The sequence below is a fragment of the Vreelandella sulfidaeris genome, assembly GCF_042429665.1.
In the GTDB taxonomy this organism is placed as follows: Bacteria; Pseudomonadota; Gammaproteobacteria; order Pseudomonadales; family Halomonadaceae; genus Vreelandella.
The window spans coordinates 124,182-147,643 of record NZ_JBHMAC010000003.1; the positions used below are offsets into that span (position 1 = coordinate 124,182).

The 23,462-nt window shown below is 54.4% G+C and carries 18 protein-coding genes; 7 read left to right on the forward strand and 11 right to left on the reverse strand.

All coding sequences use genetic code 11. From position 1 onward, the window contains the following. Positions 1 to 89: 89 nt before the first annotated feature. Together hemN and fnr are read left to right on the forward strand one after the other, a co-directional pair. Complete coding sequence (gene hemN / locus ACFFLD_RS02175) at positions 90 to 1,511, forward strand: oxygen-independent coproporphyrinogen III oxidase (RefSeq protein ID WP_386035985.1); 1,422 nt, start codon at positions 90 to 92, stop codon at positions 1,509 to 1,511. A gap of 99 nt (positions 1,512 to 1,610) precedes the next feature. Beyond that, entirely contained in the window at positions 1,611 to 2,357 is a 747-nt protein-coding gene (fnr, locus tag ACFFLD_RS02180; protein ID WP_386035988.1) for a fumarate/nitrate reduction transcriptional regulator Fnr, read from the forward strand. On the opposite strand, the gene ttcA is transcribed toward fnr, so the two are convergent. From ttcA to ACFFLD_RS02195, 3 genes are all read right to left on the reverse strand, one after another. After that, entirely contained in the window at positions 2,350 to 3,270 is a 921-nt protein-coding gene (gene ttcA / locus ACFFLD_RS02185; protein WP_386035991.1) for a tRNA 2-thiocytidine(32) synthetase TtcA, read from the reverse strand. The genes fnr and ttcA overlap by 8 nt on opposite strands. Positions 3,271 to 3,374: 104 nt before the next feature. Further along, positions 3,375 to 4,028, reverse strand: coding sequence for a DNA polymerase III subunit epsilon (locus tag ACFFLD_RS02190; RefSeq protein ID WP_386036349.1), 654 nt, complete (start codon positions 4,026 to 4,028; stop codon positions 3,375 to 3,377). A gap of 5 nt (positions 4,029 to 4,033) precedes the next feature. Beyond that, complete coding sequence (locus ACFFLD_RS02195) at positions 4,034 to 5,863, reverse strand: DUF294 nucleotidyltransferase-like domain-containing protein (protein WP_386035994.1); 1,830 nt, start codon at positions 5,861 to 5,863, stop codon at positions 4,034 to 4,036. 669 nt (positions 5,864 to 6,532) lie between these two features. On the opposite strand from ACFFLD_RS02195, the gene ACFFLD_RS02200 reads away from it, so the two are divergent. The 4 genes from ACFFLD_RS02200 to ACFFLD_RS02215 all read left to right on the forward strand — a co-directional run bounded on the left by ACFFLD_RS02200 (position 6,533) and on the right by ACFFLD_RS02215 (position 13,286). Next, positions 6,533 to 6,793: a DUF4212 domain-containing protein gene (locus ACFFLD_RS02200; protein WP_007113808.1), complete on the forward strand. Its 261-nt coding sequence runs from the start codon at positions 6,533 to 6,535 to the stop codon at positions 6,791 to 6,793. 6 nt (positions 6,794 to 6,799) lie between these two features. Further along, a complete protein-coding gene (locus ACFFLD_RS02205; RefSeq protein ID WP_386035999.1) occupies positions 6,800 to 8,581 on the forward strand; it encodes a sodium:solute symporter family protein in 1,782 nt (593 codons plus the stop codon). 108 nt (positions 8,582 to 8,689) lie between these two features. Further along, on the forward strand, positions 8,690 to 9,211 hold the full coding sequence (locus ACFFLD_RS02210; protein ID WP_386036001.1) for a hypothetical protein: 522 nt from the start codon (positions 8,690 to 8,692) through the stop codon (positions 9,209 to 9,211). A 133-nt stretch (positions 9,212 to 9,344) separates the two neighbouring features. After that, positions 9,345 to 13,286: a hybrid sensor histidine kinase/response regulator gene (locus ACFFLD_RS02215; RefSeq protein WP_386036004.1), complete on the forward strand. Its 3,942-nt coding sequence runs from the start codon at positions 9,345 to 9,347 to the stop codon at positions 13,284 to 13,286. Between the two features lie 53 nt (positions 13,287 to 13,339). Here the strand turns inward: ACFFLD_RS02215 and ACFFLD_RS02220 are convergent, their stop codons facing one another. The 3 genes from ACFFLD_RS02220 to ACFFLD_RS02230 all read right to left on the reverse strand — a co-directional run bounded on the left by ACFFLD_RS02220 (position 13,340) and on the right by ACFFLD_RS02230 (position 16,979). Beyond that, positions 13,340 to 14,002 (reverse strand): response regulator, encoded by a 663-nt coding sequence (locus ACFFLD_RS02220; protein ID WP_386036007.1) that lies wholly within the window; start codon positions 14,000 to 14,002, stop codon positions 13,340 to 13,342. Positions 14,003 to 14,260: 258 nt separating this feature from the next. After that, the gene (gene acs / locus ACFFLD_RS02225) at positions 14,261 to 16,210 is read right to left on the reverse strand and encodes an acetate--CoA ligase (RefSeq protein ID WP_386036010.1); all 1,950 of its coding nucleotides are present in this window, start codon (positions 16,208 to 16,210) and stop codon (positions 14,261 to 14,263) included. A gap of 220 nt (positions 16,211 to 16,430) precedes the next feature. Beyond that, positions 16,431 to 16,979 carry a SprT family zinc-dependent metalloprotease gene (locus ACFFLD_RS02230; RefSeq protein WP_386036013.1) on the reverse strand — a complete coding sequence of 183 codons (549 nt, stop codon included), beginning with the start codon at positions 16,977 to 16,979 and terminating at the stop codon, positions 16,431 to 16,433. Between the two features lie 71 nt (positions 16,980 to 17,050). Here ACFFLD_RS02230 and ACFFLD_RS02235 point away from each other — a divergent pair, with 71 nt between their 5' ends. Further along, positions 17,051 to 17,710: a YecA/YgfB family protein gene (locus tag ACFFLD_RS02235; RefSeq protein ID WP_386036016.1), complete on the forward strand. Its 660-nt coding sequence runs from the start codon at positions 17,051 to 17,053 to the stop codon at positions 17,708 to 17,710. A gap of 2 nt (positions 17,711 to 17,712) precedes the next feature. On the opposite strand, the gene ACFFLD_RS02240 is transcribed toward ACFFLD_RS02235, so the two are convergent. The 5 genes from ACFFLD_RS02240 to aceF all read right to left on the reverse strand — a co-directional run bounded on the left by ACFFLD_RS02240 (position 17,713) and on the right by aceF (position 23,449). Beyond that, positions 17,713 to 18,834 (reverse strand): phospholipase D-like domain-containing protein, encoded by a 1,122-nt coding sequence (locus tag ACFFLD_RS02240; protein ID WP_386036019.1) that lies wholly within the window; start codon positions 18,832 to 18,834, stop codon positions 17,713 to 17,715. A gap of 68 nt (positions 18,835 to 18,902) precedes the next feature. Further along, positions 18,903 to 19,622 (reverse strand): class I SAM-dependent methyltransferase, encoded by a 720-nt coding sequence (locus ACFFLD_RS02245; protein WP_386036022.1) that lies wholly within the window; start codon positions 19,620 to 19,622, stop codon positions 18,903 to 18,905. Then, positions 19,619 to 20,317, reverse strand: coding sequence for a tRNA (adenosine(37)-N6)-threonylcarbamoyltransferase complex dimerization subunit type 1 TsaB (tsaB, locus tag ACFFLD_RS02250; protein WP_386036025.1), 699 nt, complete (start codon positions 20,315 to 20,317; stop codon positions 19,619 to 19,621). The genes ACFFLD_RS02245 and tsaB overlap by 4 nt, the downstream gene beginning before the upstream one ends. A 128-nt stretch (positions 20,318 to 20,445) precedes the next feature. Continuing rightward, positions 20,446 to 21,099: an adenylate kinase gene (adk, locus tag ACFFLD_RS02255; protein WP_386036028.1), complete on the reverse strand. Its 654-nt coding sequence runs from the start codon at positions 21,097 to 21,099 to the stop codon at positions 20,446 to 20,448. A gap of 250 nt (positions 21,100 to 21,349) precedes the next feature. Beyond that, complete coding sequence (gene aceF, locus ACFFLD_RS02260) at positions 21,350 to 23,449, reverse strand: dihydrolipoyllysine-residue acetyltransferase (protein WP_386036031.1); 2,100 nt, start codon at positions 23,447 to 23,449, stop codon at positions 21,350 to 21,352. Positions 23,450 to 23,462: the final 13 nt, after the last annotated feature.

The window sequence follows — 23,462 nt, forward strand, 5'->3', positions numbered from 1 at the left end:
CATGACGTAGCTCAACATTTAGACAGCGACTGCGCGTTAGGCTTGCCGTAACCGCTATCACGTCGTCCCTAATGCCGGAGCACTCCCTCATGTCCGTTCACGCCCCTGGGGCTCCTTCTCTCTCCCCCGCTTGCGCGCAGACGGATTGGGATGAAGCCTTGCTGCGCCGCTACGATACTAGCGGCCCACGCTATACCTCTTATCCTACGGCGCTGTCGTTTCATGAGCATTTTACCCCTGATGACCTGACTCAGGCGTTAATGCGCAGTAATGCTGGCAGGCGCCCCCTCTCGCTATATGTGCATATCCCCTTCTGTCGGAATATCTGTTTCTACTGTGCGTGTAATAAAATTGCGACGAAAAACACCGCGCTGGCCGAGTCTTATTTAGCCCGACTTGATCGCGAAATGGTCTTGATCGCTCGCCATTTGGACACCTCTCGAGCGGTTGAGCAGCTGCATTGGGGAGGTGGTACCCCCACATTTCTTAACCTCAATCAGATGGGTGATTTGATCGATCGCCTGGACGCTCGCTTTGGCCTTTCTTCATCGCCGGATCGCGATTACGCCATTGAAATAGACCCCCGCGAAGCGGACGTATTAACGCTGCGCCACCTTCAGTCGCTCGGGTTTAACCGCGTTAGCCTGGGCGTGCAGGATTTAAACCCGTTAGTGCAAAAAGCCATTAACCGTATTCAACCGCGAGTGCTGACCGAAACCCTGATGGACGAGGCGCACCGGTTGGGGTTTCGTTCGCTTAATCTTGATTTGATCTACGGCCTACCTTTTCAAACTGAAAAAAGCTTTGCCAAGACGTTACAGCAAGTTATTGAGCTGAACCCCGCCCGACTATCGGTATTTAATTACGCGCATTTGCCCGAACGCTTTGCCCCTCAGCGGCGTATTAATGCTGATGACCTGCCGGGAAGCGACGAAAAGCTGGCAATTCTGCGCACCACCATAGAGCTACTGACCGCAGCAGGCTATGTCCACATTGGCATGGATCACTTTGCGCGAGCCGATGACAGCCTGGCGACTGCCCAGCGTGAGGGCTCGCTCCAGCGTAATTTCCAAGGCTACTCCAGTCATGCCCAGTGCGACTTGATAGGCCTGGGTGTTTCCGCCATTTCACGGGTGGAAGATGTATATGCACAAAACCCGAGCGATCTTTCCCGCTACGAAACGTCGCTGGATAACGGCCATTTGGCCACGCTGCGCGGGTTGCGCTTAAGCGACGACGATCTCATTCGCCGCGACGTGATTGAGCATTTAATGTGTGATATGAGTATTGATCTGACGGCTATTAGTCAGCGTTGGAATATTGATGCGCCAAGCTACTTCGCGCCAGCGCTTGCACGCCTACAGAGTGCCGAGCAGGATGGGCTGCTAACGCATAGCGGTGACAAAATTAATGCGACACCCAAGGGTCGCTTACTGATTCGCCATTTGGCCATGGCGTTTGATGCCCACTTGCCGCAACAATCGGAACAGCATTACTCAAGAATTGTTTAATCAGCTTGTCGATGATGAGGTATAGATTCCATAATAGGCAAAATATCTTAACTGTTATTAAATAAACAGCCACTCAAAACGCTACTCAAGGAGCTATGCATGCTGGATTCCATGGGCCGCCGCCGCTCGCTTCTGCACGAAGCACGCTGCCAAACCTGCAGTTTGAGCTCACTATGCTTGCCCCTAGCGCTTGAGCTAGACGATATGAGCCAGTTCGATGCCATTATTCGTCGCCGCGCCCCGTTGAAAAAAGGCGAACCGCTGTTTCGCCAAGGCGATGTGTTTACCAGCGTTTACGCGGTACGTTCAGGTAGCTTGAAACAGGTCACGGCAGAAGGTAACGGCAGCGAGCAACTGACCAATTTCTATCTGCCCAGCGAACTGGTGGGGCTGGATGGGATTGACGAAGAGTATTATCCCGGTAGCGTGATTGCGTTAGAAACCACGACCGTGTGCGAAATTCCCTTTGATCGCCTGGATCTTCTCTCACAGGAGTTACCGGAGTTACGTGGCCAGCTGTATCGCAGTATGAGTAAAGAGCTGCGTGATGACCGTCGCATGATGCGCCTACTCTCGCGTAAAACCGCCGATCAGCGGCTGGCAAGTTTTTTGATTACCCTGTCGGAGCGTTTTCGTCGGCGCGGCTACTCACCGTATAGTTTTCGCCTTTCTATGCCCAGGGCCGATATTGGCAACTATCTGGGCCTAGCGGTCGAGACCGTTAGCCGCATTTTAAGCCGCTTCCAACAGCAGGATGTAGTGGCCGTCTCCGGGCGAGAAGTCAACATTCTCGACATGCAACGCTTGGTCACCCTCGCCGAAGAAGAAGAGCAGACGATTAGCTGACGTTAAAGGCGCGAATTCGTCCGGCTAGTAACGCTTCTTGTTTAGCCTCTAAGCCTTCAAAATCAAATAACTGCCGGTCGGCCAACTGGGAAGGAGCGATATTAGTAACGGCTTTGAACATGCTTTCCAGGCGGCCAGGAAATTTTTTATCCCACTCGGCAAGCATCTCTTTAACCACCTGCCGCTGCATATTAGGTTGGGAACCACAAAGGTTGCAGGGAATAATCGGGAATGCCATCAGCCGTGAAAACTCGGCAATATCCGCCTCTTTACAGTAAGCCAGCGGGCGGATCACGATATTCTTACCGTCATCGGACAGCAACTTGGGCGGCATCGCTTTCAGATTACCGCCGAAGAACATATTCAAAAACAGGGTTTCAAGAATATCTTCACGGTGATGGCCCAAGGCAATCTTATTGGCCCCAATCTCTTCAGCAAAACCATACAATGAGCCGCGCCGCAGGCGTGAGCAGAGCGCGCAGGTTGTCTTCCCTTCGGGCGTTTTCTCTTTAACGACCGAGTACGTATCCCGCTCGACAATATGATACTCAACGCCCTGCTTATCCAAATACTCAGGCAGTACGTGCTCGGGAAAGCCTGGCTGTTTCTGGTCCAGGTTGACAGCCACCAGAGAGAAATTGATCGGCGCGTTACGCTGTAGGTTGCGAAGAATCTCCAGCATCGTATAGCTGTCCTTGCCGCCGGAGAGGCACACCATGACGCGATCGCCTTCATTGATCATTTGATAATCAATAATCGCATTGCCCACTTCCCGGCGCAGACGCTTTTGCAGCTTGTTGAATTCCCGCTTTTGTTTGGCGTCGATCAATGCTGGATGATCCGACGAGAGAGTCGCCTGTGGATCAACGTCAGAAGTGTCAGCAGGCGGGGTAAAATAATCAAGAGATTGCATGGGATAAGTACTGCCGGTAGTGAAAGGCGCTGAAAATAGGGTTGCCGTTCATTCTACCAACACTCGTCGCCTGACCCAACTAATCTCCCCACCAACCTGCATCGTTAAGCGGCGTCGGCCATGACGCGCTGCAGGCGAATATAGAGCAGGGCACTAGCGGTCGCCTCCCCCAGCACGCTTTGTAAGTCCATGACGGGCACTTGCCAGCATGTCATCGCCTGGTTAAGTGTGTTTGTCGCTTTAACGTCTGGGTGCAGGCGGCGCAGCTGGCGTTGGTGCAACTTCGCCACATCCACCTGGGCATTGGGTAACGCAAAATCCAAGCGCTCACTAAGCAGTGCGTTGAGGGCACCAATACGTTGCGCTAATTGCCAACCGATCACCGGTCGATTGCCGATAAACTCGACTAGCTCGCTTAAGTTTTCGCGGCTGGGGGGCCTCATCGCTCCCGCCTGACATAACAATTGATGCTGGCGCAGGGACGCACTCTCAGCTTGATCCGGCGCCCCTAATGTCATCACAAAGGCACGACTGGTTCGCACCTGATGCTGGCTCAATACCACTGCTGCCAAGCTCATCACCGACGAGGTAGGCGTGGGCGTGGTGTAGCTTGCCAGCGCTACCAGCTCGTCGCCCATATAGGGTTGAAAGAGCCAAGCATAGGGGGAGTCAGCATAGCGGCGCCGGTCGCTTTCGCGCCGTAGCAAGGTGCGTAGCGAGCCTCTAAATAACCCCACGTGTCGATCTAATAGCCCCATGCCGCTCACGAATACTCCAAATGGTAGCGATGCGATAGTCGTTGCTTAAAATCTTTCACAATATGCAGCGCCTCGCGCAGCAGATCGCGCTCGAGTGACGAGAGCGTTTGCACCACCACACGATTGGTGTTGTTGGAGGTAAGCGGGGAGCTGGGCTTATGGAGAGCAGCAAGCTGTTGTTTAAGACGCAGCTCAGTAAAAAGCGCCAGTGCTTCGCCCAAATCATCCGCAAAGCGCCGGTCCAAACGGCCATCAATTGCCAGCGCATCCAGCCGATCCAGGGTCGACGTCGCGGTAATGCGCCGCTCAAGTGCCATCGTGCGTACCCCATGCACAATCGGGAAAATACCGCCTTTCTTGATATCGATACCATGCAGGGGCTTTTTCAATGACCCAAACAAGGTGAGCGGCGTCGAGAAACGCAGCGCCGCTCGGGCAAAATAGGAAAGCAGCATTTCATCATGGGAACAGCGGTCAAATAGCTCATCCCGAACACGATCAAGCAGGCCAGGATTACCGGCAACCGCATGGGAATCGAGCATAATGGCCAACTTCATCAGGCTGTCACCGTCCCGGGTGAGCGCCCAACCCGCAATTTTACTTTTCCACTGCGATACCGTCGCGACCCAGTCAGGGTTAGACACCATGATGTTGCCGGGACAAGGCGGATAGCCGAGCTTTATTAAGGTGTCGGTGAGCCCTTGCATATGGCGTTCAATATCCGGTAATTGGGCCCCGTCGGCGATAATCAAACCATTATCCTGGTCCGTTTTCAGAATCTGCTCACCGCGCCCTTCACTCCCCATTACCATCAGGCAGCTCTGCTCGCGATAACGCGCGTCAACGGTAAACTCCCAGGCTTTATGGATAATGCGTCCGTTCAGCGCCGCCAGCAGATCCATCGCGAAACGCAGCTTGACGCCTTGGGCCATCAACGCATTGACCAGCTCAGGCGTACGTTGGCTAGCCGCCGAAAGCGCTTCTAAACTGTTCGCCTGTTCGACTTGTAAACTCACCACGTAACTGCGGCTAGAGAAGTAGCTCAACACGTCGGTAAGCTCTACCACCCCCTTGAGCACGTTCTGCTCAAGCACCACTACCCGCGCTACTTTATGACGCGTCATCAGCACCAGCACTTCAAACAGGTACTGATCCGGCGCAACGGTTACCAAATTAAAATGGGCCACCTCATCGACCGGCGACGACACCATGCTCCCCCCCAGCACTAACCCGTTGAGCAGATCGGTTTTGGTGACCATTCCCAACTGCCCCTGCGTCTCTACCAGCAGACTATCGGCATGGCTTTCATTGAGCTGCTGGACGGCACTGGCAATGTCAGTGGTCGCCGCCATTAGCAAAGGCTTGCGCATGCATTCGCTTACCTTGGCCAACATAAAGCCTGCCATCGTGACGCCGCCGTCGGCACGCTTTTCGGTTAACAGGCGCGCTTTATGAGCTAATGACTGACGAAAGAAATTGTTAAAATCAGCGTAGTGATGACACAACTGCAAGAACAGCGCTTTGGGTAATAGGTAACATAAGCACTCTTGCTCGGCTTTAAATCGGTAGCGGCTATTGCCGTTTAGAATACTAATAGCGCCAAACAGATCCCCCGCCGTGTAGTGCCCAATGCGAGCGGTAGACGAGGGTAGTGTCGGATCAATTTCCGCCACCTCGCCTTTATGAATCAGGAAAACACACTCGCCTACCTGACCAGTCTCTAGAATGATGTCGCCACGATCAAAATAGGCAAGGTCGAGGCCTTGCCGAATGAGGTCACGCCCCTCATCGTCAAGAAGCGTAAACGGCAGCTGGGACAGATCCACATCAACCATGTGAGCACGACCTCGATCAACTAAAAGCAAACAAGAATAGTAATGAAAATAAATAAAGCCGCAGCCTCTCGACAGCTTTAATCGATAGACTTTAACAACGGCTGTTATTGTTTATGGGACAACGACTATATGGGTATAAAGGAAACACTTCTTCACTAGCAAGTAGAACATGGTTATACCTTTAGCTATCACGCTAAAGTCGAAGCGACGTTAGATGCGCGACCAAAGTATCAAATACTCTTAATCTCAATTAGACCAAAAGCACAACACCTTTATTTAAAGTAGTCAAAAACCGCCTTTTTGCCCCCACTAGACCATCGTCCTATAGCGCTAAAAAGGCTTGCAAAACTTACTTAAAAATATTAAAAAACGCATTGGTTTCAATAACATTAACAATTAGAAAAGCATTTGCCCTGTTTATTGATACCAAAGTCTGGGATTTATTTTTTGACGTTTATTGCCCAGTATTAACCATGAGTCATGCAGGGTAATCGCACGTCACTAACTAACTCGACGTTTTATCTCGACCAATAAGGTGGCGTACTGTCTAAAAAGGAGCCATCACTCCTGACGACTGAGTGGCTTTCGACGTACGATTGCCCTGATGGGTCACACGCTATTCCTCGTGAACTTTCCCAACCTTAAAAATCACAAGTGGAGAGCAACACAATGGCAGACGACAAAACCAATGCTGCTGAATACTGGAAAGCTAACGTCCGTTTAATTTTCGGATGCCTCGCGGTTTGGGCATTTGTTTCTTATGGATGCGCTATCCTTTTCCGTCCTCTTCTCGCCGGCATCCCGGTGGGCGGTACTGACCTGGGTTTCTGGTTTGCACAACAGGGCTCCATTTTAACCTTTATCGTGCTGATCTTCTTCTATGCCTGGAAGATGAATAAGCTCGATCAAAAATTTGGCCTTGGGGAGTAAACCGGTATGAGCCAGTTTGCAATTAATTTACTGTTCGTCGGCGCCTCGTTTGCCTTATATATAGGCATCGCGATTTGGGCCCGCGCCGGCTCGACAAAAGACTTCTATGTGGCCGGTGGCGGTGTTCATCCGATCACCAACGGGATGGCCACTGCCGCTGACTGGATGTCAGCGGCGTCGTTTATCTCCATGGCCGGTTTGCTTGCCTCAGGCGGCTACGCTAACTCCACCTTCCTAATGGGTTGGACCGGTGGTTACGTGATCCTGGCGATGCTGTTGGCCCCTTACCTGCGTAAATTTGGCAAGTTCACGGTGCCCGACTTTATCGGCGACCGCTTCTACAGCAACACGGCTCGTCTGGTAGCCATCGTCTGCTTGATTACAGCGTCGGTTACCTACGTAATCGGACAAATGACCGGTGCGGGCGTGGCATTCTCACGCTTTCTTGAAGTCAGTAACACCTGGGGTATCTGGCTGGCAGCGTTGATCGTGTTCCTGTACGCCGTATTTGGCGGCATGAAAGGCATCACTTACACGCAGGTAGCTCAGTACATCGTGCTTATCATCGCGTACACGATCCCGGCAGTATTTATCGCCTTCCAGCTGACCGGCAATCCGATTCCAATGTTCGGCATGTTTAGCACGCATACCGAATCTGGTATTCCACTGCTTGAAAAGCTGGATAGCGTTGTCAGTGCGCTCGGTTTCCGGGACTACACAGCTGATGTGGACAACAAACTGAATATGGTGCTGTTCACGCTATCGCTGATGGTCGGTACCGCCGGCCTTCCCCACGTTATCATTCGCTTCTTCACCGTGCCTAAAGTCGCTGACGCACGTTGGTCGGCCGGTTGGGCGCTGGTGTTCATCGCCCTGCTCTACCTCACCGCCCCAGCGGTAGGCTCAATGGCTCGTCTGAATCTGATGACCACGGTCTATCCTGAGATGGCCGGTCAAGTAGAGAATTATGACGAAGCAGCCCAGAACCCGATTCTTTACGAAGAGCGTCCTGAGTGGGTTCGCACCTGGGAAGAAACAGGCCTGATTAGCTTTAACGACCTCAACAATGATGGCCGCATTCAGTTCTACAATGATGGGACGGACTATACCGACCGTGGCTGGGAAGGTAATGAGCTGACGGTGAATAACGATATCCTGGTACTTGCCAACCCGGAAATCGCCAATCTTCCTGGCTGGGTCATCGGTTTAATCGCGGCAGGCGGTATCGCGGCGGCTCTCTCTACTGCGGCCGGTTTGCTGTTGGCGATCTCGTCGGCCATCAGTCATGATTTGATCAAGACGATGATCAATCCCAAAATCAGTGAAAAGGGCGAGATGCTGGCAGCACGTATCTCAATGGGGGGCGCCATTCTATTGGCTACTTACCTGGGGCTTAATCCGCCAGGATTCGCGGCCCAGACGGTGGCTCTTGCCTTTGGTATCGCGGGCGCATCGCTATTCCCTGCGCTGATGATGGGTATCTTCTCTAAACGGATGAACAACTCAGGCGCGATTGCCGGTATGCTGGCAGGCTTGATTTGCACCCTGCTGTACATCTTTACCTACCTGGGCTGGTTCTTCATTCCAGACACCAACACCCTGGCCAACACCCCAGAGAACTGGATACTGGGCATCTCGCCGCTCTCCTTTGGTGCCGTAGGCGCGATGATTAACTTCGCTGTCGCCTTCGCGGTTTCTAGAGTGACGGCAGCGCCGCCTCAAGAAATTCAGGACCTGGTGGAAAGCGTTCGCTATCCCAAAGGTGCGGGTATGGCGATTGACCACTAAGTATTTATCTTCCTGGCGTAGCATCGCAGTGCGATAATGACGCTTTGGAATCGATCTCACCATCGGGCTTCCTCAGGGAGGCCCGATGGCTTTTATAAAGGATAATTTATGATATGGCATTTGATTGCTGCCGTATTTGCGGGCCTTGCGGCCGCTGGCATTGGCTTGATACTGCGCACCCTGAGCGGCAAACGACTACCCAAGTGGATCGTGCCCGTGTTTGGCGGGCTGGGCATGCTCGGCTATCAAATTCAGGTGGAGTACAGCTGGTTTGACCATAAGAAGGCACAGCTCCCCGACACTGCCATCGTCATCTCCACCGACCGCAGTAGTGCTGTGTGGCGTCCATGGACCTTTGCGTTCCCAATGACAACGGCCTTTAGCGTGGTAGACAGCGACAATATCCGGATCATCGAGCAAGAAAATGCCCGACTGGCGGAATTCATCCTTTATCAGTTTGAGCGCCACCACACCGATATTCTGCTCACCCAACCCTATCTGCTGAACTGTGACAGTCGCGAGTTGATGCCGCTGGCGGATGAGACCCGTGAGCCTATCATTGACGAGTTGCGTACATTACGCGAAACCTCGCCGCTACTCACCACGGTTTGCTCAGCCCAGGCAGGTTAGCCGCGAAGAAATCTCCAATGCATGCCCTTTCTGAGCGCACAGAACCGTCCATTTCGCCTAGAATGGAGCCTTTCAGTCGTGTCGCTGGCGAGAAAGGCACACCTTACGCATCAATCGGGCTCGGGAGTAAAGCATGTTTCACGGCGGGCTACTGGTCGCGGTTTCGTTACTCTATATTGCCGTTTTATTCGGCATTGCCTGGTACGGTGACCGCCGTGCCCGCACCCATGGGGCTAGCCGGCGACGCCCGATTATCTATAGCCTTGCGCTGGCTATCTATTGCACCTCGTGGACCTTTTATGGTGCCGTAGGCCAGGCAGCCACGGCGGGCTGGTCGTTTGCGAGCATCTTCGTTGGGCCTATCTTAACGTTTTTACTCTTCTGGCCAGTGCTGGCCAAGATGATTCGTGTCGCCAAACACCAAAACGTCACCTCCATTGCCGACTTCATTGCCTCCCGCTACGGTAAAACTCAGTCATTAGCTGCCTTTGCCAGCTTGGTTGCCCTGGTAGGCACTCTGCCCTACATCGCTCTCCAGCTAAAGGCGGTATCGACCACATTTAGTGTCCTCACCGATGCCTCCGATGTGACCCATACGCCGCTATTTGGCGATACGGCGTTCTATGTCGCTATCGTGATGGCTATCTTTGCCATTTTGTTCGGTACTCGGCATACCGATGCCACTGAGCACCACGAAGGCTTAATCCATGCGGTGGCATTTGAATCACTCATCAAGCTGCTCGCTTTTCTGGTGCTGGGTGCCTTTGTTACCTGGGGCATGTTCGATGGTCTAGGCGAGTTAATGGGTCATGCAGAGCGCCAACTGGGTCTACAGCGCCAGCTGGCTAACCAGGATTTTGGCCAAAGTTTCTGGGCGCAGACCCTGCTCGCGATGCTGGCCATCTTGTGCTTACCTCGCCAGTTCCATGTGGCGGTGGTGGAAAACATTCATCCTGACGATGCCACTACAGCGCGCTGGTTATTTCCGCTCTACCTATTGGCCATTGCCTTTTTTGTAGTGCCCCTGGCCGCCGCAGGGCTGTTGCTGTTTTCAGAAAGCGGCGTTGAGCCCGACACCTATGTGCTGGCGCTTTCCATGGCCTCCGACCATCAGTGGCTGACGATCCTCACCTTTATCGGCGGCTTCTCGTCCGCCACCGGCATGGTGATTGTGGCCGCGGTAGCGGTGTCGATCATGATCTCCAATGAAATTGTTATTCCGGCCCTGTTCAGGTTGCGCTGGTTTGATACCAAAGCACGCGATTACGGTCGCCTGGTGCTGCGTGCGCGCCGCTTGACTATCGTTGCCGTGCTGGCCATGGCGTACGGTTTTTACCAGTTGATTGCCGAGTTCACCTCGCTGGCCTCCATCGGCATGCTGTCGTTTGCCGCTGCTGCGCAATTTGCACCCGCATTGATTGGTGGCCTCTACTGGAAACGCGGCAATCGGCTCGGGGTTATCGTTGGGATGAATGCCGGCTTCGCTATCTGGGCTTACAGCCTGCTGATGCCAACCATGATTAATGCCGGTGTATTGCCCATCGAGTGGTTGCAGGGCGGCCCGCTAGGCCTTAAATGGTTGTCACCTACCACCTTGTTCGGGCTTAACCTGGGAGACAGCTTTACCCACGGCGTCATGCTGTCGTTGGGGGTGAACCTGTTCTGCTATATTTTTGTTTCCCAGATCACGTCGCAGCGAGTGGTGGAGCGAATTCAAGCGTCGCTGTTTGTGGATAGCGTAGAAACGCGTCAAACCTCAGTAAACCGCCCCTGGACCGGTGCAACCACGGTAGGAGACTTGAAAGTGCTCTGCGAGCGCTTCCTGGGGGCTGGACAGGTAGACCGCGCTTTTGATGACTACGCTCGCCGAGCGGGAAAACCGTTGGATAACGGTACCCGCGCCTCGATTGATATTATCCAGTTCACCGAACGCTTTTTAGCCTCCGTGCTGGGCGCCTCTTCAGCACGTATCGTGGTTAACTCGGCGCTTCAAGGCCGCGGCATTGGTATTTCGGATGTGATCTCGATTGTCGATGAAGCGTCTCAGGTACTGGAGTTCAACCGGGCGCTGCTGCAAGCCACCATCGAAAACATCAACCAGGGCATCAGCGTGGTGGATCAGAGCCTACGCCTGGTGGTGTGGAACCAACGCTACCTTGAGCTATTTCGCTTCCCCGACCACTTGATTCGTGTCGGCGCGCCGATTGATCGGATCTTTCGCTATAACGCTCATAATGGTGAATATGGCCCTGGCGATCCGGAAGAGCATGTGCAACTGCTGCTCGACAACATTCGCGAAGGGCAACCCCATCGCTACGTGCGCTACCGCCAGGATGGCAGCGTGCTGGAAGTACAGGGTAACCCCATGCCCGGCGGCGGCTTTGTGTATACCTACCAAGATATTACTCAGCAAAAGCGCATCGAAGAGGCATTGATCCGGTCAGAAAACAATATCCGTATCTATACCGACAACGTGCCCGCGTTGATCGCCTACTTTGATAAAGAGTGCCGTTACCTATTTACCAACCGTGCCTACGAACAGACCTTTAATATTGACCGCAATGCGGTCATCGGCCGACGTTTTGAAGACGTGCTGCAGGTCAAACAGGCAGAAGAGCGGGCTCCATGGGTCGCCCGTGCGCTCAACGGTGAACGCGTAAGCTTTGAGGTTTCGCTGCGGGTCAACGAGGCCATGCGCTATATGCTGGTCACTTACACCCCTCACTTTGGCGATAGTCAGACGATTCTCGGCTTTTTTTCGCTCTATCAAGATATTACCGAGCGGCGCCAGGCCGAAATTGCGCTTAAAGAGACCAATGAAACCCTTGAGGAGCGCGTACGTGAACGCACCCAGGCGCTGTCTGAAGCCAACGCAGCGCTGCGCCAGGAAAACCGTGTACGCGCCGAGGCAGAGCTGGCGCTGCGTCAGGCCAAGCAATTGGCGGAGGATGCCAATGCCTCTAAAACCCGCTTTTTGGCCGCGGCCAGCCACGATCTACTTCAGCCGCTAAATGCTGCACGACTATTTACGTCCGCTTTGATGCAGAACGTCACAACGCCGGATACTCAGCGCGTGGTGGGCCATATCGATAACTCGTTACAGGCCGCCGAAGAGTTGCTGAGCACGCTCCTGGATATCTCCAAGTTGGATGCGGGTGCGTTAACGCCGCGTCGCAATCATTTCCCTCTGGCGGATATCTTTCGTCCGCTACGTGCCGAATTCGAAGTCATGGCAGATGATCGGGGGCTCGATTTAGAGGTAGTGCCAACCCAACTATGGGTCGACTCAGACCCCCAGATGCTGCGCCGCATAGTACAAAACTTTTTATCCAACGCCATCCGCTATACCCAGGACGGCCACGTACTGCTGGGCTGCCGCCGACAGAACGGCTGGCTGTCCATTGAAGTATGGGATAGTGGTCCGGGCATCCCCGAGTCCAAGCTCAGCGAAATTTTTCAGGAATTCCGTCGTTTGGACCAGGTATCACGGCATAAAGAGAGCGAAAAAGGCTTAGGCTTGGGGCTCTCCATTGCTGACCGTATGAGTCGCGTACTCGATCATCCGATCAAAGTCCGCTCGACGGTGGGCCGCGGCACGGTATTCTCGGTTAGCGTGCCGATTGTCAGCGCCCGCGAAGCGAGCAATACCGATCAGGAGACTCAAGCCCGACGCAGCAGCAGTAAGCTTAGCGGTACACGGATTGTGTGCATCGACAATGAGACGCTGATCCTGGAAGGCATGACCGCCATGTTAAGCGGTTGGGGATGTGAGGTGTTTACTGCCACCAGCATCGGTGGCGCCAAATCTATTCTGCGCAATATGGACGGGGAGCCCGACGCGATTCTCGCCGACTATCACCTGGATAACGAAGTGACCGGTTTGATGGCGCTGGAAGCGTTGAGTGAGCGTTTTAAAGGCGCGGTGCCGGGGATTGTTATCACCGCAGATCGAACCGAAGTGGTCGCCGAAGAGATCAAGCGGGCGGGCTATCAACTCCTGTTGAAGCCCGTCAAACCTGCAGCGCTGCGCGCCTTATTGACGCGCACACTGCAGGCCCATCGCGCGGCGCGCTAATAAGCGCGCTGTTAACGATTAAACAACCGCCCGTGCTGGTAAAACCGCGGGCGTTATGAAACGACTTTGGGCGGCTCGACTTCCAGTTTCTGGGCAGCGATCACCGCTTGGGTCCGCGAGTGCACGCCAAGCTTACGTAGAATCGCGGTCACGTGGGCTTTAATAGTCGCTTCAGAAACGCTCAGTTCGTAAGCGATCTGTTTATTCAACAGCCCTTCTGTCAGCATGTTTAATACGCGGAATTGCTGAGGTGTTAAGGAAGCGATCGCTTCGGCAAAGCGCGACTCTTCTTCGCTGGTCTCTTCCAGTACGTTAACCAACGCCTCTGGCAACCACACTTCGCCCTGCAGGATTTCACCGACGGCCTCAGCAATTAGTTGCAGAGACGATGATTTAGGGATAAAACCCGACGCGCCGTAGTCAATAGCACGACGAACCACATAGGGCTCATCACTACCCGATACCACCGCGACAGGAACATCGGGCATCTGACCACGTAGCTGGATCAAGCCTGAGAAACCATGGGCTCCCGGCATGTGCAGATCGAGAAGAATCAAGTCGGCATCCGGATGGCGATTGACCACATCGGTGGTGGCTTCCATGGTATCCGCTTCGACAATTTCCGCCTGCGGGGCCAATTGGCGTAACGCTTGGGTCAGCGCTGCACGAAACAGCGGGTGATCGTCAGCGACGATAAATTTATGAGCTACTGCCATGGATATTCCTCCGGTTCCTCGAGCAGCGGGGTTGCCTGCCGCCGCGACGCTAGGCTCTTGCGGTTGTGAAGCATGGTACCCCATGGGCTTCATCATGCCCAAGCATCACATGCACAATTTATAATAGATAGGCCATACAAATTAAACGCACACTCACAAAAACAACAGCGCCAGCCTGCTCGGGCTGGCACTGCTGCCATTCAAACACATGTTTAAATGAATGTCGTGGTGGCTGATCAGTTTACCGTGATGTCAGCGTTATTGATTGGCGCGGTGCTCAATCAATTCATCAACCACCGACGGATCAGCCAATGTGCTGGTATCACCTAATCCATCACATTCGTTAGCGGCAATTTTGCGCAGAATGCGGCGCATGATTTTGCCCGAACGTGTTTTGGGAAGACCTGGCGCCCACTGAATGACATCCGGCGATGCAATCGGGCCAATATCCTTGCGCACCCATTGCGTTAGCTCTTTTTTCAGTTCGTCAGACTCCTCAATGCCGTCATTGAGGGTGACATAGATATAGATCCCCTGCCCCTTGATATCATGAGGAAAGCCGACTACCGCCGCCTCCGCAACAGCGCTATGCGCCACCAGCGATGACTCAATTTCAGCCGTTCCCATACGGTGACCGGAAACGTTCAGAACATCGTCTACCCGCCCGGTGATCCAGTAGTAACCATCTTCGTCACGGCGACAACCATCGCCGGTAAAATACATACCGTCGTAAGTCGAAAAATACGTTTGTACAAAGCGCTCGTGGTCGCCCCAAATCGAGCGGGCCTGCCCGGGCCAGGAGTCAAGAATCACCAGGTTACCGTCGGTGGCACCTTCAAGGATGTCGCCTTCGTTGTCGACCAGGGCGGGCTTGACGCCAAAGAACGGCGTAGTGGCAGAACCAGGCTTCAAAGGCGTCGCCCCGGGTAGCGGGGAAATCATGATGCCGCCTGTTTCGGTTTGCCACCAGGTATCGACTATCGGGCATTTCTCGTTACCGATAACCCGATAAAACCATTCCCACGCCTCGGGGTTGATCGGCTCACCCACCGAGCCCAGCAGGCGCAGGCTATCGCGCTTGCTGGAATCCATCACGTTGTCGCCGTGGGCCATCAGCGCGCGAACCGCAGTAGGCGCGGTATACAGAATATTGACGCTGTGCTTGTCGACGATTTCACCCATCCGACCATGGCTCGGATAGCTCGGTACACCTTCAAACATTAACGTCGTCGCGCCGTTGGCCAAAGGCCCATAAACGATATAACTATGACCGGTAACCCAGCCCACATCGGCCGTGCACCAGTAAATTTCGCCTTCTTGATAATCAAACACGTACTGGTGCGTCATCGCGGCATAGGTCAGGTAGCCGCCGGTAGTGTGTTTCAAGCCTTTGGGAGCACCGGTAGAGCCCGAGGTATAGAGAATAAACAGCGGATCTTCTGCCCCCATGGCTTCGGCTTCACACTCTGTTGACTGCTTGTCGACAAGCTCATCGAACCAGACGTCACGACCGTCGTTCCAGTCGATCTCACCGCCGGTACGCTTCACCACCAGAACGTTTTTGCACACATCGGTGCCTTCACGGGTGAGCGCCGCATCAACGTTCTCTTTTAACGGTACATGCTTGCCGCCCCGCACTGACTCATCGGCGGTAATCACCAGCTTGGAATCCGCGCCGATAACCCGTTGTGCAACAGCGTCAGGAGAGAAGCCGCCAAATACCACCGAGTGCACCGCACCGATACGCGCACAGGCCAGCATGGCCATGGCAGCTTCGGGGATCATCGGCATATACAGCGTCACGGTATCGCCTTTCGCAATACCTAGCGCTTTCAGCGCATTGGCTAGCTGATTCGTGCGCGCATACAGCTCCCGATAAGTGATGTGCTTGGTTTCATCGGGGTTATCACCTTCCCAAATAATCGCCGTTTGATCACCGCGCTTGTCTAAATGGCGATCCAGGCAGTTGGCGCTGACGTTGAGCAGGCCGTCTTCAAACCAGCGAATATCGACGTTGTCACGTGCAAAGGAGGTGTTTTTTATTTTGCTGGGCGCTTTAATCCAGTCAAGGCGCTTGGCCTGCTCGGCCCAGAAGCCTTCCGGATCGTTCATCGACTGCTCATACATGGCCGCATACTTGTCTTGATCGGCCCACGCATTGGCGGCGATAGCGTCGCGCACCGGATAGACGTTCTGTTGCTCGCTCATAAAAATTGCCTCTGTCCGTGAACATGCACTTTTATATAAAGTGCCATCTAAAGAAACTGTAGTCGATACTCATAAGCAAGGCATTGTTAGAGATAAGTGGCCGTTATCAAGCGTATCGACTGCTTATAATGTTCCCCTAGCATAAACCTCCTCGCCCAGGCTTCCCTTTAGACATTGGTATTATCAATTTTTATTTATAAAACAGTTGTTTATAATAAAATCATAACGCTGTTTCTGGCTTGTAGACCAAGGTCTTAGCACAGTGTCGACAGCGGTAAGAGCGACCGTTTACGGCTAAGGCATGACGTCTTGGCGTAAACCGATGCACGCGACAGTCGCAATGGTAGCCATACGGAGCTGACTGAGCTTGCTGGATATCAAACCGGTGGGTAACCCGGGGGACTAGGCCAAACAAGTCCCGCATCACCGTTTTCCACTCTTGTCCATGGGGTTTCAAGCGTGTCCCATTAGCTAGATGGAAGACCAGCCAGTGGGCCACTTCATGGGGAATAACGTCATCAAAAAAAGCCGTTCTATTTTCCCTCAGCAGCACCGGGTTCAAGCGTACGCCGCCATGCCCCATGTGGGCCTGACCTGCGGAGGCACCGCGCAGGTTAAACCATACTGTCGGGGCGGGCAGCGATGGATACACTTCACAACAGCGCTGCCACGCCTGCTCTACGCGTATCCGCGCGGCTTGCTGCAGTGCTGTTTCCGACATAGCTGCCAGCTCATCGGCTGGCCATGGAGGCAGTGGTGATGTCTTCATTAGTGATAAACTAACCGTTATAGGAATATAGTGTCCGATGATTACCGATTCGCATTAACGAGGCTTTACTCATGGCAGAGCGTAGCGACACGCCTGAAACAAATACGCCACCGCAGCCACTGCTTGATGATGAGCAGTTGGATAGACTGGATGACTTCCTGGACTCTGATCAGGTCGATGAAGACGCGCTGGATCTGATTTCCGCGCACGGTTTTTTAGTCGCTTTGGCGGTTGCTCCCAGTGAAGCACCGCCTTCGCAGTGGCTCTCCGAGCTGTTCCAAGGGGAGCCCCGCTACGCCAACGACGCCGAGCGTAATGAGATTACCAGCCTCCTTACGCTACTGCGCGACAATGCGGTGGCGGTACTTGAACAAGGCGGCTTGCCGGAACTCCCTTTCGAGCTAACGCTGGGCGGCGACCCCGCCGAAGAGACGCCTATTGGCGACTGGTGTGCGGGCTTTATGGAAGGCGTTTTCAGCGATGAAAGCGCGTGGTTTGAAGACGATGAAGAGGCCGCCGCCACCTTATTGCTGCCGTTTATGCTGCTCTCCGGGCTGTTTGATGATGAACCGGATATGGCCGAACTCGCCAAGGATCAGCAGCGCCAGGAGTCGCTCGTCGTGCAGTTACCGGAACTCGTTTTGGATCTTTACCTGCACTACCGCGTGCCACCGGAAACGGCCAAGCCCAAACCGCGCAAAAAGACGCCCGCCAAAGGCAAAAAACGCTAACGCTATTTAAGCCGCATTACCAGGCCATCCAGCACTCCATACACCCATTCGCGCGCGCGCTGCCCCCAGGGGCGCGCGGCCCAAACGGCTGCGTCCACCTCTTCACTGGCGGCAAAATTGCGCTCAAAAAGGGCGCGTACATCCTCCGCCAGATGAGCGTCCATTGCCTCTTGATTAGCCTCCAGGTTCCAGTGCAGATTCCAGTGATCAAAGTTACACGACCCCAGGCTCACCCAATCGTCGACCAGCACAAACTTGGCGTGAATGAAGGTGGGCTGGAACTCAAAAATGCGCACCCCTGCCTTGAGCATGGCTTGATAAAAACGCTGGCCCGCATAGCGTACTCCAGGATGATCATGCTTGGCTCCCGGTAGCAGCAAGCGTACGTCCACCCCGCGGCGAGCGGCCTTCACTAAGCGTCGGCGAAGCGCAAAGGTCGGCACGAAATAGGGCGTGCATAGCCACAGCCGGGTTTGAGCGTTGTTGACGCGCGCATGTAATGAATGACGAATCGCCTGATAACGATAGCCTCTTGCCGAAATCGCCCGGCCCGCTGCGCCATCGGCATGGGTCGTTGGAGAACGCCGTTCTGGCAACGCTCCGGTGCCATGATCGCCCTTTTCTGCCCGCGTCAGTCGTGAATTCCAGAGTCGACGAAACAGCCCTTCCCACTCCTCCACGACCGGGCCATCAATGCGCAGCGCGATTTCGTACCAGGCCTCCAGAAATTCATCAACGGCCCCAAATCCACCGGTAAATGCTAGCTCACCATCTATCACCACTATTTTCCGATGGTCGCGGCTCAAGTTAAGCGCTAAGGAGTGGAACCCTATTGGATTAAAAAAGCGTAATTGTACGCCGCCGTCTCTCAGCCGCTGACGGTCATCATCACCTAGCCCCATCGAGCCGTAGCCATCCAATAGCAGGTACACCGGGACGCCGCGTTGAGCAGTATCAATCAGGGCATCGCTGACTTGGTCAGCCAGCTTCCCGGACTCCATCAGGTAGAGTTCGACCAGCACGTAGTGCTGAGCGGCTTTTACTGCGTCCAATATTGCTGGCAGAAAACGCGAGGCCTCCGGCAGCAGGGTAAATTGGTTTCCTTCTCGCCACGCACTGGGCATGAGTGCTCCTTGCATTACGACTGATGAGCGCACTGATGTACGTATTAATGAACGACCGTTTTAATAAGTTACCGTACTAATGAACGGTGAACATACAAATCATAGCGACTGGTTTTACCCTCGATGGTGTGCTGTGGTGCAGGCCCCTCAATAGGAGGTGCTTTGCGCGGACGCTTAACCACCACACGATGGGTAGCCACCTCCAGCGCGGCAGCAAGCAACCGTGGAGCGTCGTCATCATTGCCTGCCAGCTCACGAAACAGGCGCATCTCTTTTTTTACTAGCGCCGACTTTTCCCGGTGGGGAAACATCGGATCCAAATGAATGACCTGCGGTGCGAACTGGGCGCTTTCAACGAGTGCTGCCAGCGAATGAACGGCATCACCGTGACGCAGCGTCATGCGGGCGGCGATATCCGCCGTGTCGCCATGTCTTGATGCACGCTTCAAGCCATCCTCCAGCAGCGCCGCAATGGCCGCGACCCGCTCTATTAACAACACTTCGGCACCTAAGCTTGCCAGCACAAAAGCGTCGCGTCCCAGCCCGGCGGTGGCGTCCACAATGCTGGGGGTGACTCCCTTGGAAAGCCCACAGGCTTTGGCGACCAACTGGCCCCGACCACCGCCAAAGCGCCGCCGATGGGCGGCCTTACCCGCTGCAAAATCGATATTAAGCGGCTTACCGTAGCGTTTTTCATCGCCAGCCAGGGTCAGTCCATTATCGCCTTGGACTAGCCGTAGACCGTCAGGCAGAGCGATGTTTTCAACGCCAGATATCTCCTCAGTCATGCAGGTTTTTTCCAGGCAACGTCGTTGCGCAGATACACCGGTTGCACTAGATGCGCCGCTTGACCAAGCCCAGCGGTAAAGTCACGTGCCGCCAACCATGCCATCTCTTCGGCACGCGGCTCCAAATCATTCAAATGCTGAGGCATACCAAGCTGAACATCGGTGGAGAACCTATCCCAAAGCGTAAAACCGCTGCCTACCCCCACCCAGTCGGTTTCATCAGCCGATAGCCGAACCCTTTCGGGGGCTATCACCGCTTCGTCGCTCATCGGTGAAGTAACGTCTTTCAAGCAGTGCCAAGTCGCTATGTACACTTCGCCCATGCGGGCATCCAGCGCCGTTACGATATGGCGAAAGTGATACCGGCGGTGCGCCTGGAGGGCCAGCGCCTCCAACGTCGAAATACCCAACAGTGGACGATCCAACCCAAACGCCAGGCCCTGAGCGGCACCCGCGGCAATACGTAGCCCGGTAAACGACCCCGGCCCGCGACCGAAAGCCACGGCGTCCAGTTGAGAGGGCTGTATCTGCGCCTCGGCAAGCACTTCATCCACCAGTGGCAGCAGCCTGCGAGTGTGGGCCCGGGGTGTCATTTCAAAACGCGCCAGACACGCCGTATCGGCCTCGTCTTGGCGCAGCAAGGCGGCGGAGCAGGCGCTTGAAGAAGCATCCAGGGCAAGCAGATATAACGGCATAACAAAGGGCCACTCGAAGGAAAGATGCGGACATTATACCTACACCACGCCATCACGACGATGGCCCGCATAAAGCGGGCCATCATGACAAGCGACACGTATCAGTCCAGAAGATGGAGCCGGGTAGACTAGCTCAGGGCTTCTTTCACCTGGCGGGTAATATCGGTCACGCTGCCCACACCCTCAATGCGATGGTACTGGGGGGCGCTTTGGGGGTCCTGCTGAGCCCACTGCTGGTAGTAATCCACCAACGGTTCGGTTTGATCATGGTAAACCGACAGGCGATTACGCACCGTGGACTCTTGATCATCCTCACGCTGAATAAGCGCTTCACCGGTGACATCATCCTTGCCAGGCTCTTTAGGCTGATTATGTTCAATGTGATACACACGGCCCGAAGGCTGATGAACACGGCGGCCAGCGAGGCGATTCACGATCTCTTCATCCGGGACCGCAATTTCCACCACGTGATCCAACTTGACCCCACCCTCTTTCATTGCTTCGGCCTGAGGAATGGTGCGCGGGAAACCATCGAACAGAAAGCCGTTTTCGCAGTCAGGCTGGCTGATGCGCTCTTTGACCAGATCGATAATGATGTCATCGGACACCAGGCCACCGCTGTTCATGATCTCTTTCACTTTTAGACCCAGCTCAGTGCCATCTTTAATGGCGGTGCGCAGCATGTCTCCGGTGGAAATCTGAGGAATCTTGAAACGCTCGCAAATAAACTGAGCTTGAGTCCCCTTCCCCGCGCCGGGGGCACCCAACAGGATTAAACGCATGGCACTGCTCCTTGTATTTTAAATATGAGAAATCTGTTCACCGACAATAACCGTGCCTTCCAGGCGACACAACTCCCCAAAAGCCTGAGAGACCCGCTTTTATTTCATTTTTTTAACGTCAAACCGTCAAACATCACCAAATCACTACTTTGGTAGTCCCCAACCCTCAAGTCGACTAGCTGACGAACCTTCTTGCTAAACACAAGCGGCGCCCCGAAGGACGCCGCTTGTGAAACCAAGTCGCTAACGTTTACAGCAGCAAGCGACGAATATCGGTCAATACATCAGCCAGGAAGGCGGTAAAGCGAGCCGCATCGGCACCATTGATCGCCCGATGATCATAGGAAAGCGACAGCGGCATCATCAGACGCGGCTGGAAGGCGCTGCCATCCCATACCGGCTTCATTTGGGATTTAGACACCCCGAGAATAGCCACTTCAGGCGCGTTAACGATCGGCGTGAACGCAGTGCCACCAATCGAACCTAGGCTCGAAATAGTGAAACAGCCACCGGTCATCTCGTCGCGCTTGAGCTTCTTGGTTTGTGCTTTCTTGCCAAGCTCCGCCATCTCTTTGGCAATCTCAACCAACGATTTCTGATCGGCGTTACGTACCACCGGCACCATCAGGCCGTCAGGCGTATCAACAGCAATACCGATATGGACATAGTTCTTCCATACCAGCGTTTCGCCATCGCCTTTCAGGCTAACGTTAAACTGCGGGAACTTACGCAGTGCAAACGCACAAGCCTTGACCATAAACGGCAACGGTGTGAGCTTGGCGCCTTGAGTTTCCACCTCTGCCTTCATCGCTTTACGGAAAGCTTCAAGCTCAGTGATATCAGCTTCGTCGAACTGGGTAACGTGAGGCACGTTAAGCCAGCTACGATGCAGGTTAGTGGCGCCCATCTTGAGCAGACGCCCCATCGGCTTCTCTTCGACTTCACCAAACTGACTGAAATCGACCTCTGGGATAGGCGGAATACCCGCGCCCCCAGTGGTGGCAGCTGCGCTACTGCCAGCCGACGCCTTGCCCTGGTTGGCAATCGCCTGCTTCACGTAGGACTGCACGTCCTCTTTGAGCACACGATCTTTTGGCCCGCTGGGCTTCACCAGCTCCAGATCAACGCCTAGTTCGCGGGCCAACATGCGCACCGCGGGACCTGCGTGAACCAGTTTGCCATCGCGAGGCTTATGAGCCGCCATCTGTGCTTCAGGGCTAGGTGTACCTGCCGGTGACTCAGCCCCCTTGGCGCTGACGTTGCTCTGCTCAGCTTTTTTAGGCGCCGCTTTTTGAGACTCAGCGTTAGATTCGGCTTTCTCTGGCGCGGACTTTTTCGGCGCGGCTTTTTTGCTACCAGCCACTTCGATATAGCCAATCACATCGCCTTCAGAGACGGTGTCGCCCTCTTTCACGGTCAGCTCAACGAGCTTACCCTTATAGGGGCTGGGCACGTCCATGGAGGCCTTGTCCGACTCAAGAGTGATCAGCGGATCTTCTTCGTTGACCTCATCACCCACCGCGACGCCAATCTCGATAATCGGCACATCCGTTGAGCCCGAGATATCGGGTACACGGATTTCCTTACGCTCGGGTTCTGCACTCTCACTTTCAGAGCCTTCTGTTTCAGCGTCCTCAGCTTCAGCACCCTCTGTTTCTGTACTGTTGCCTTCTTCGTCGGCAGTGTCTTCAGCCGCCGCCAGGTCGTCAGAATCCTGTGGATCGCTGTCGCCCTCCGCGTTTTCACCCGCCATTTCCATCTGGCCGATTACATCGCCCTCGGAAACGGTGTCGCCCTCTTTCACGGTAAATGAGACGATCTTACCGCTATAGGGACTGGGCACATCCATGGAAGCCTTGTCAGACTCCAGGGTAATCAGGGTATCTTCGGCAGCGACCTCATCGCCTTCGCTGACCGCGACTTCGATGATTTCAACGTTATCCGAGCCACCGAGGTCAGGCACCTTGATATCCACGGTCTGTTTGCCACCGCTGGATTTTTTAGCGCTCTTTTGCTCAGTCTTGGGCTGCTCTTCTTCTGCTGGAGCTGAGGCTTTTTCCTGCTTAGGTTCGGACGCTTGCTGCTCGTCCTCTTCCTCGGCATCGCCACCGCCTTCGACTTCAAGCTCTACGATGTCATCTCCTTCAGAGACGCTATCGCCTTCCTTCACCAGCACCTTAAGCACCTTACCCCCTTTAGGGGCCGGTACGTCCATGCTGGCTTTGTCAGATTCCAGAGTGATCAGGGTGTCTTCCGCTTCAATGACGTCGCCTTCTGACACCGCAATCTCGATGATTTCGACATCGGTATCGCCACCGATATCGGGAACTTTGATGATTTCGCTACTCAAGGTCGCGCTCCTT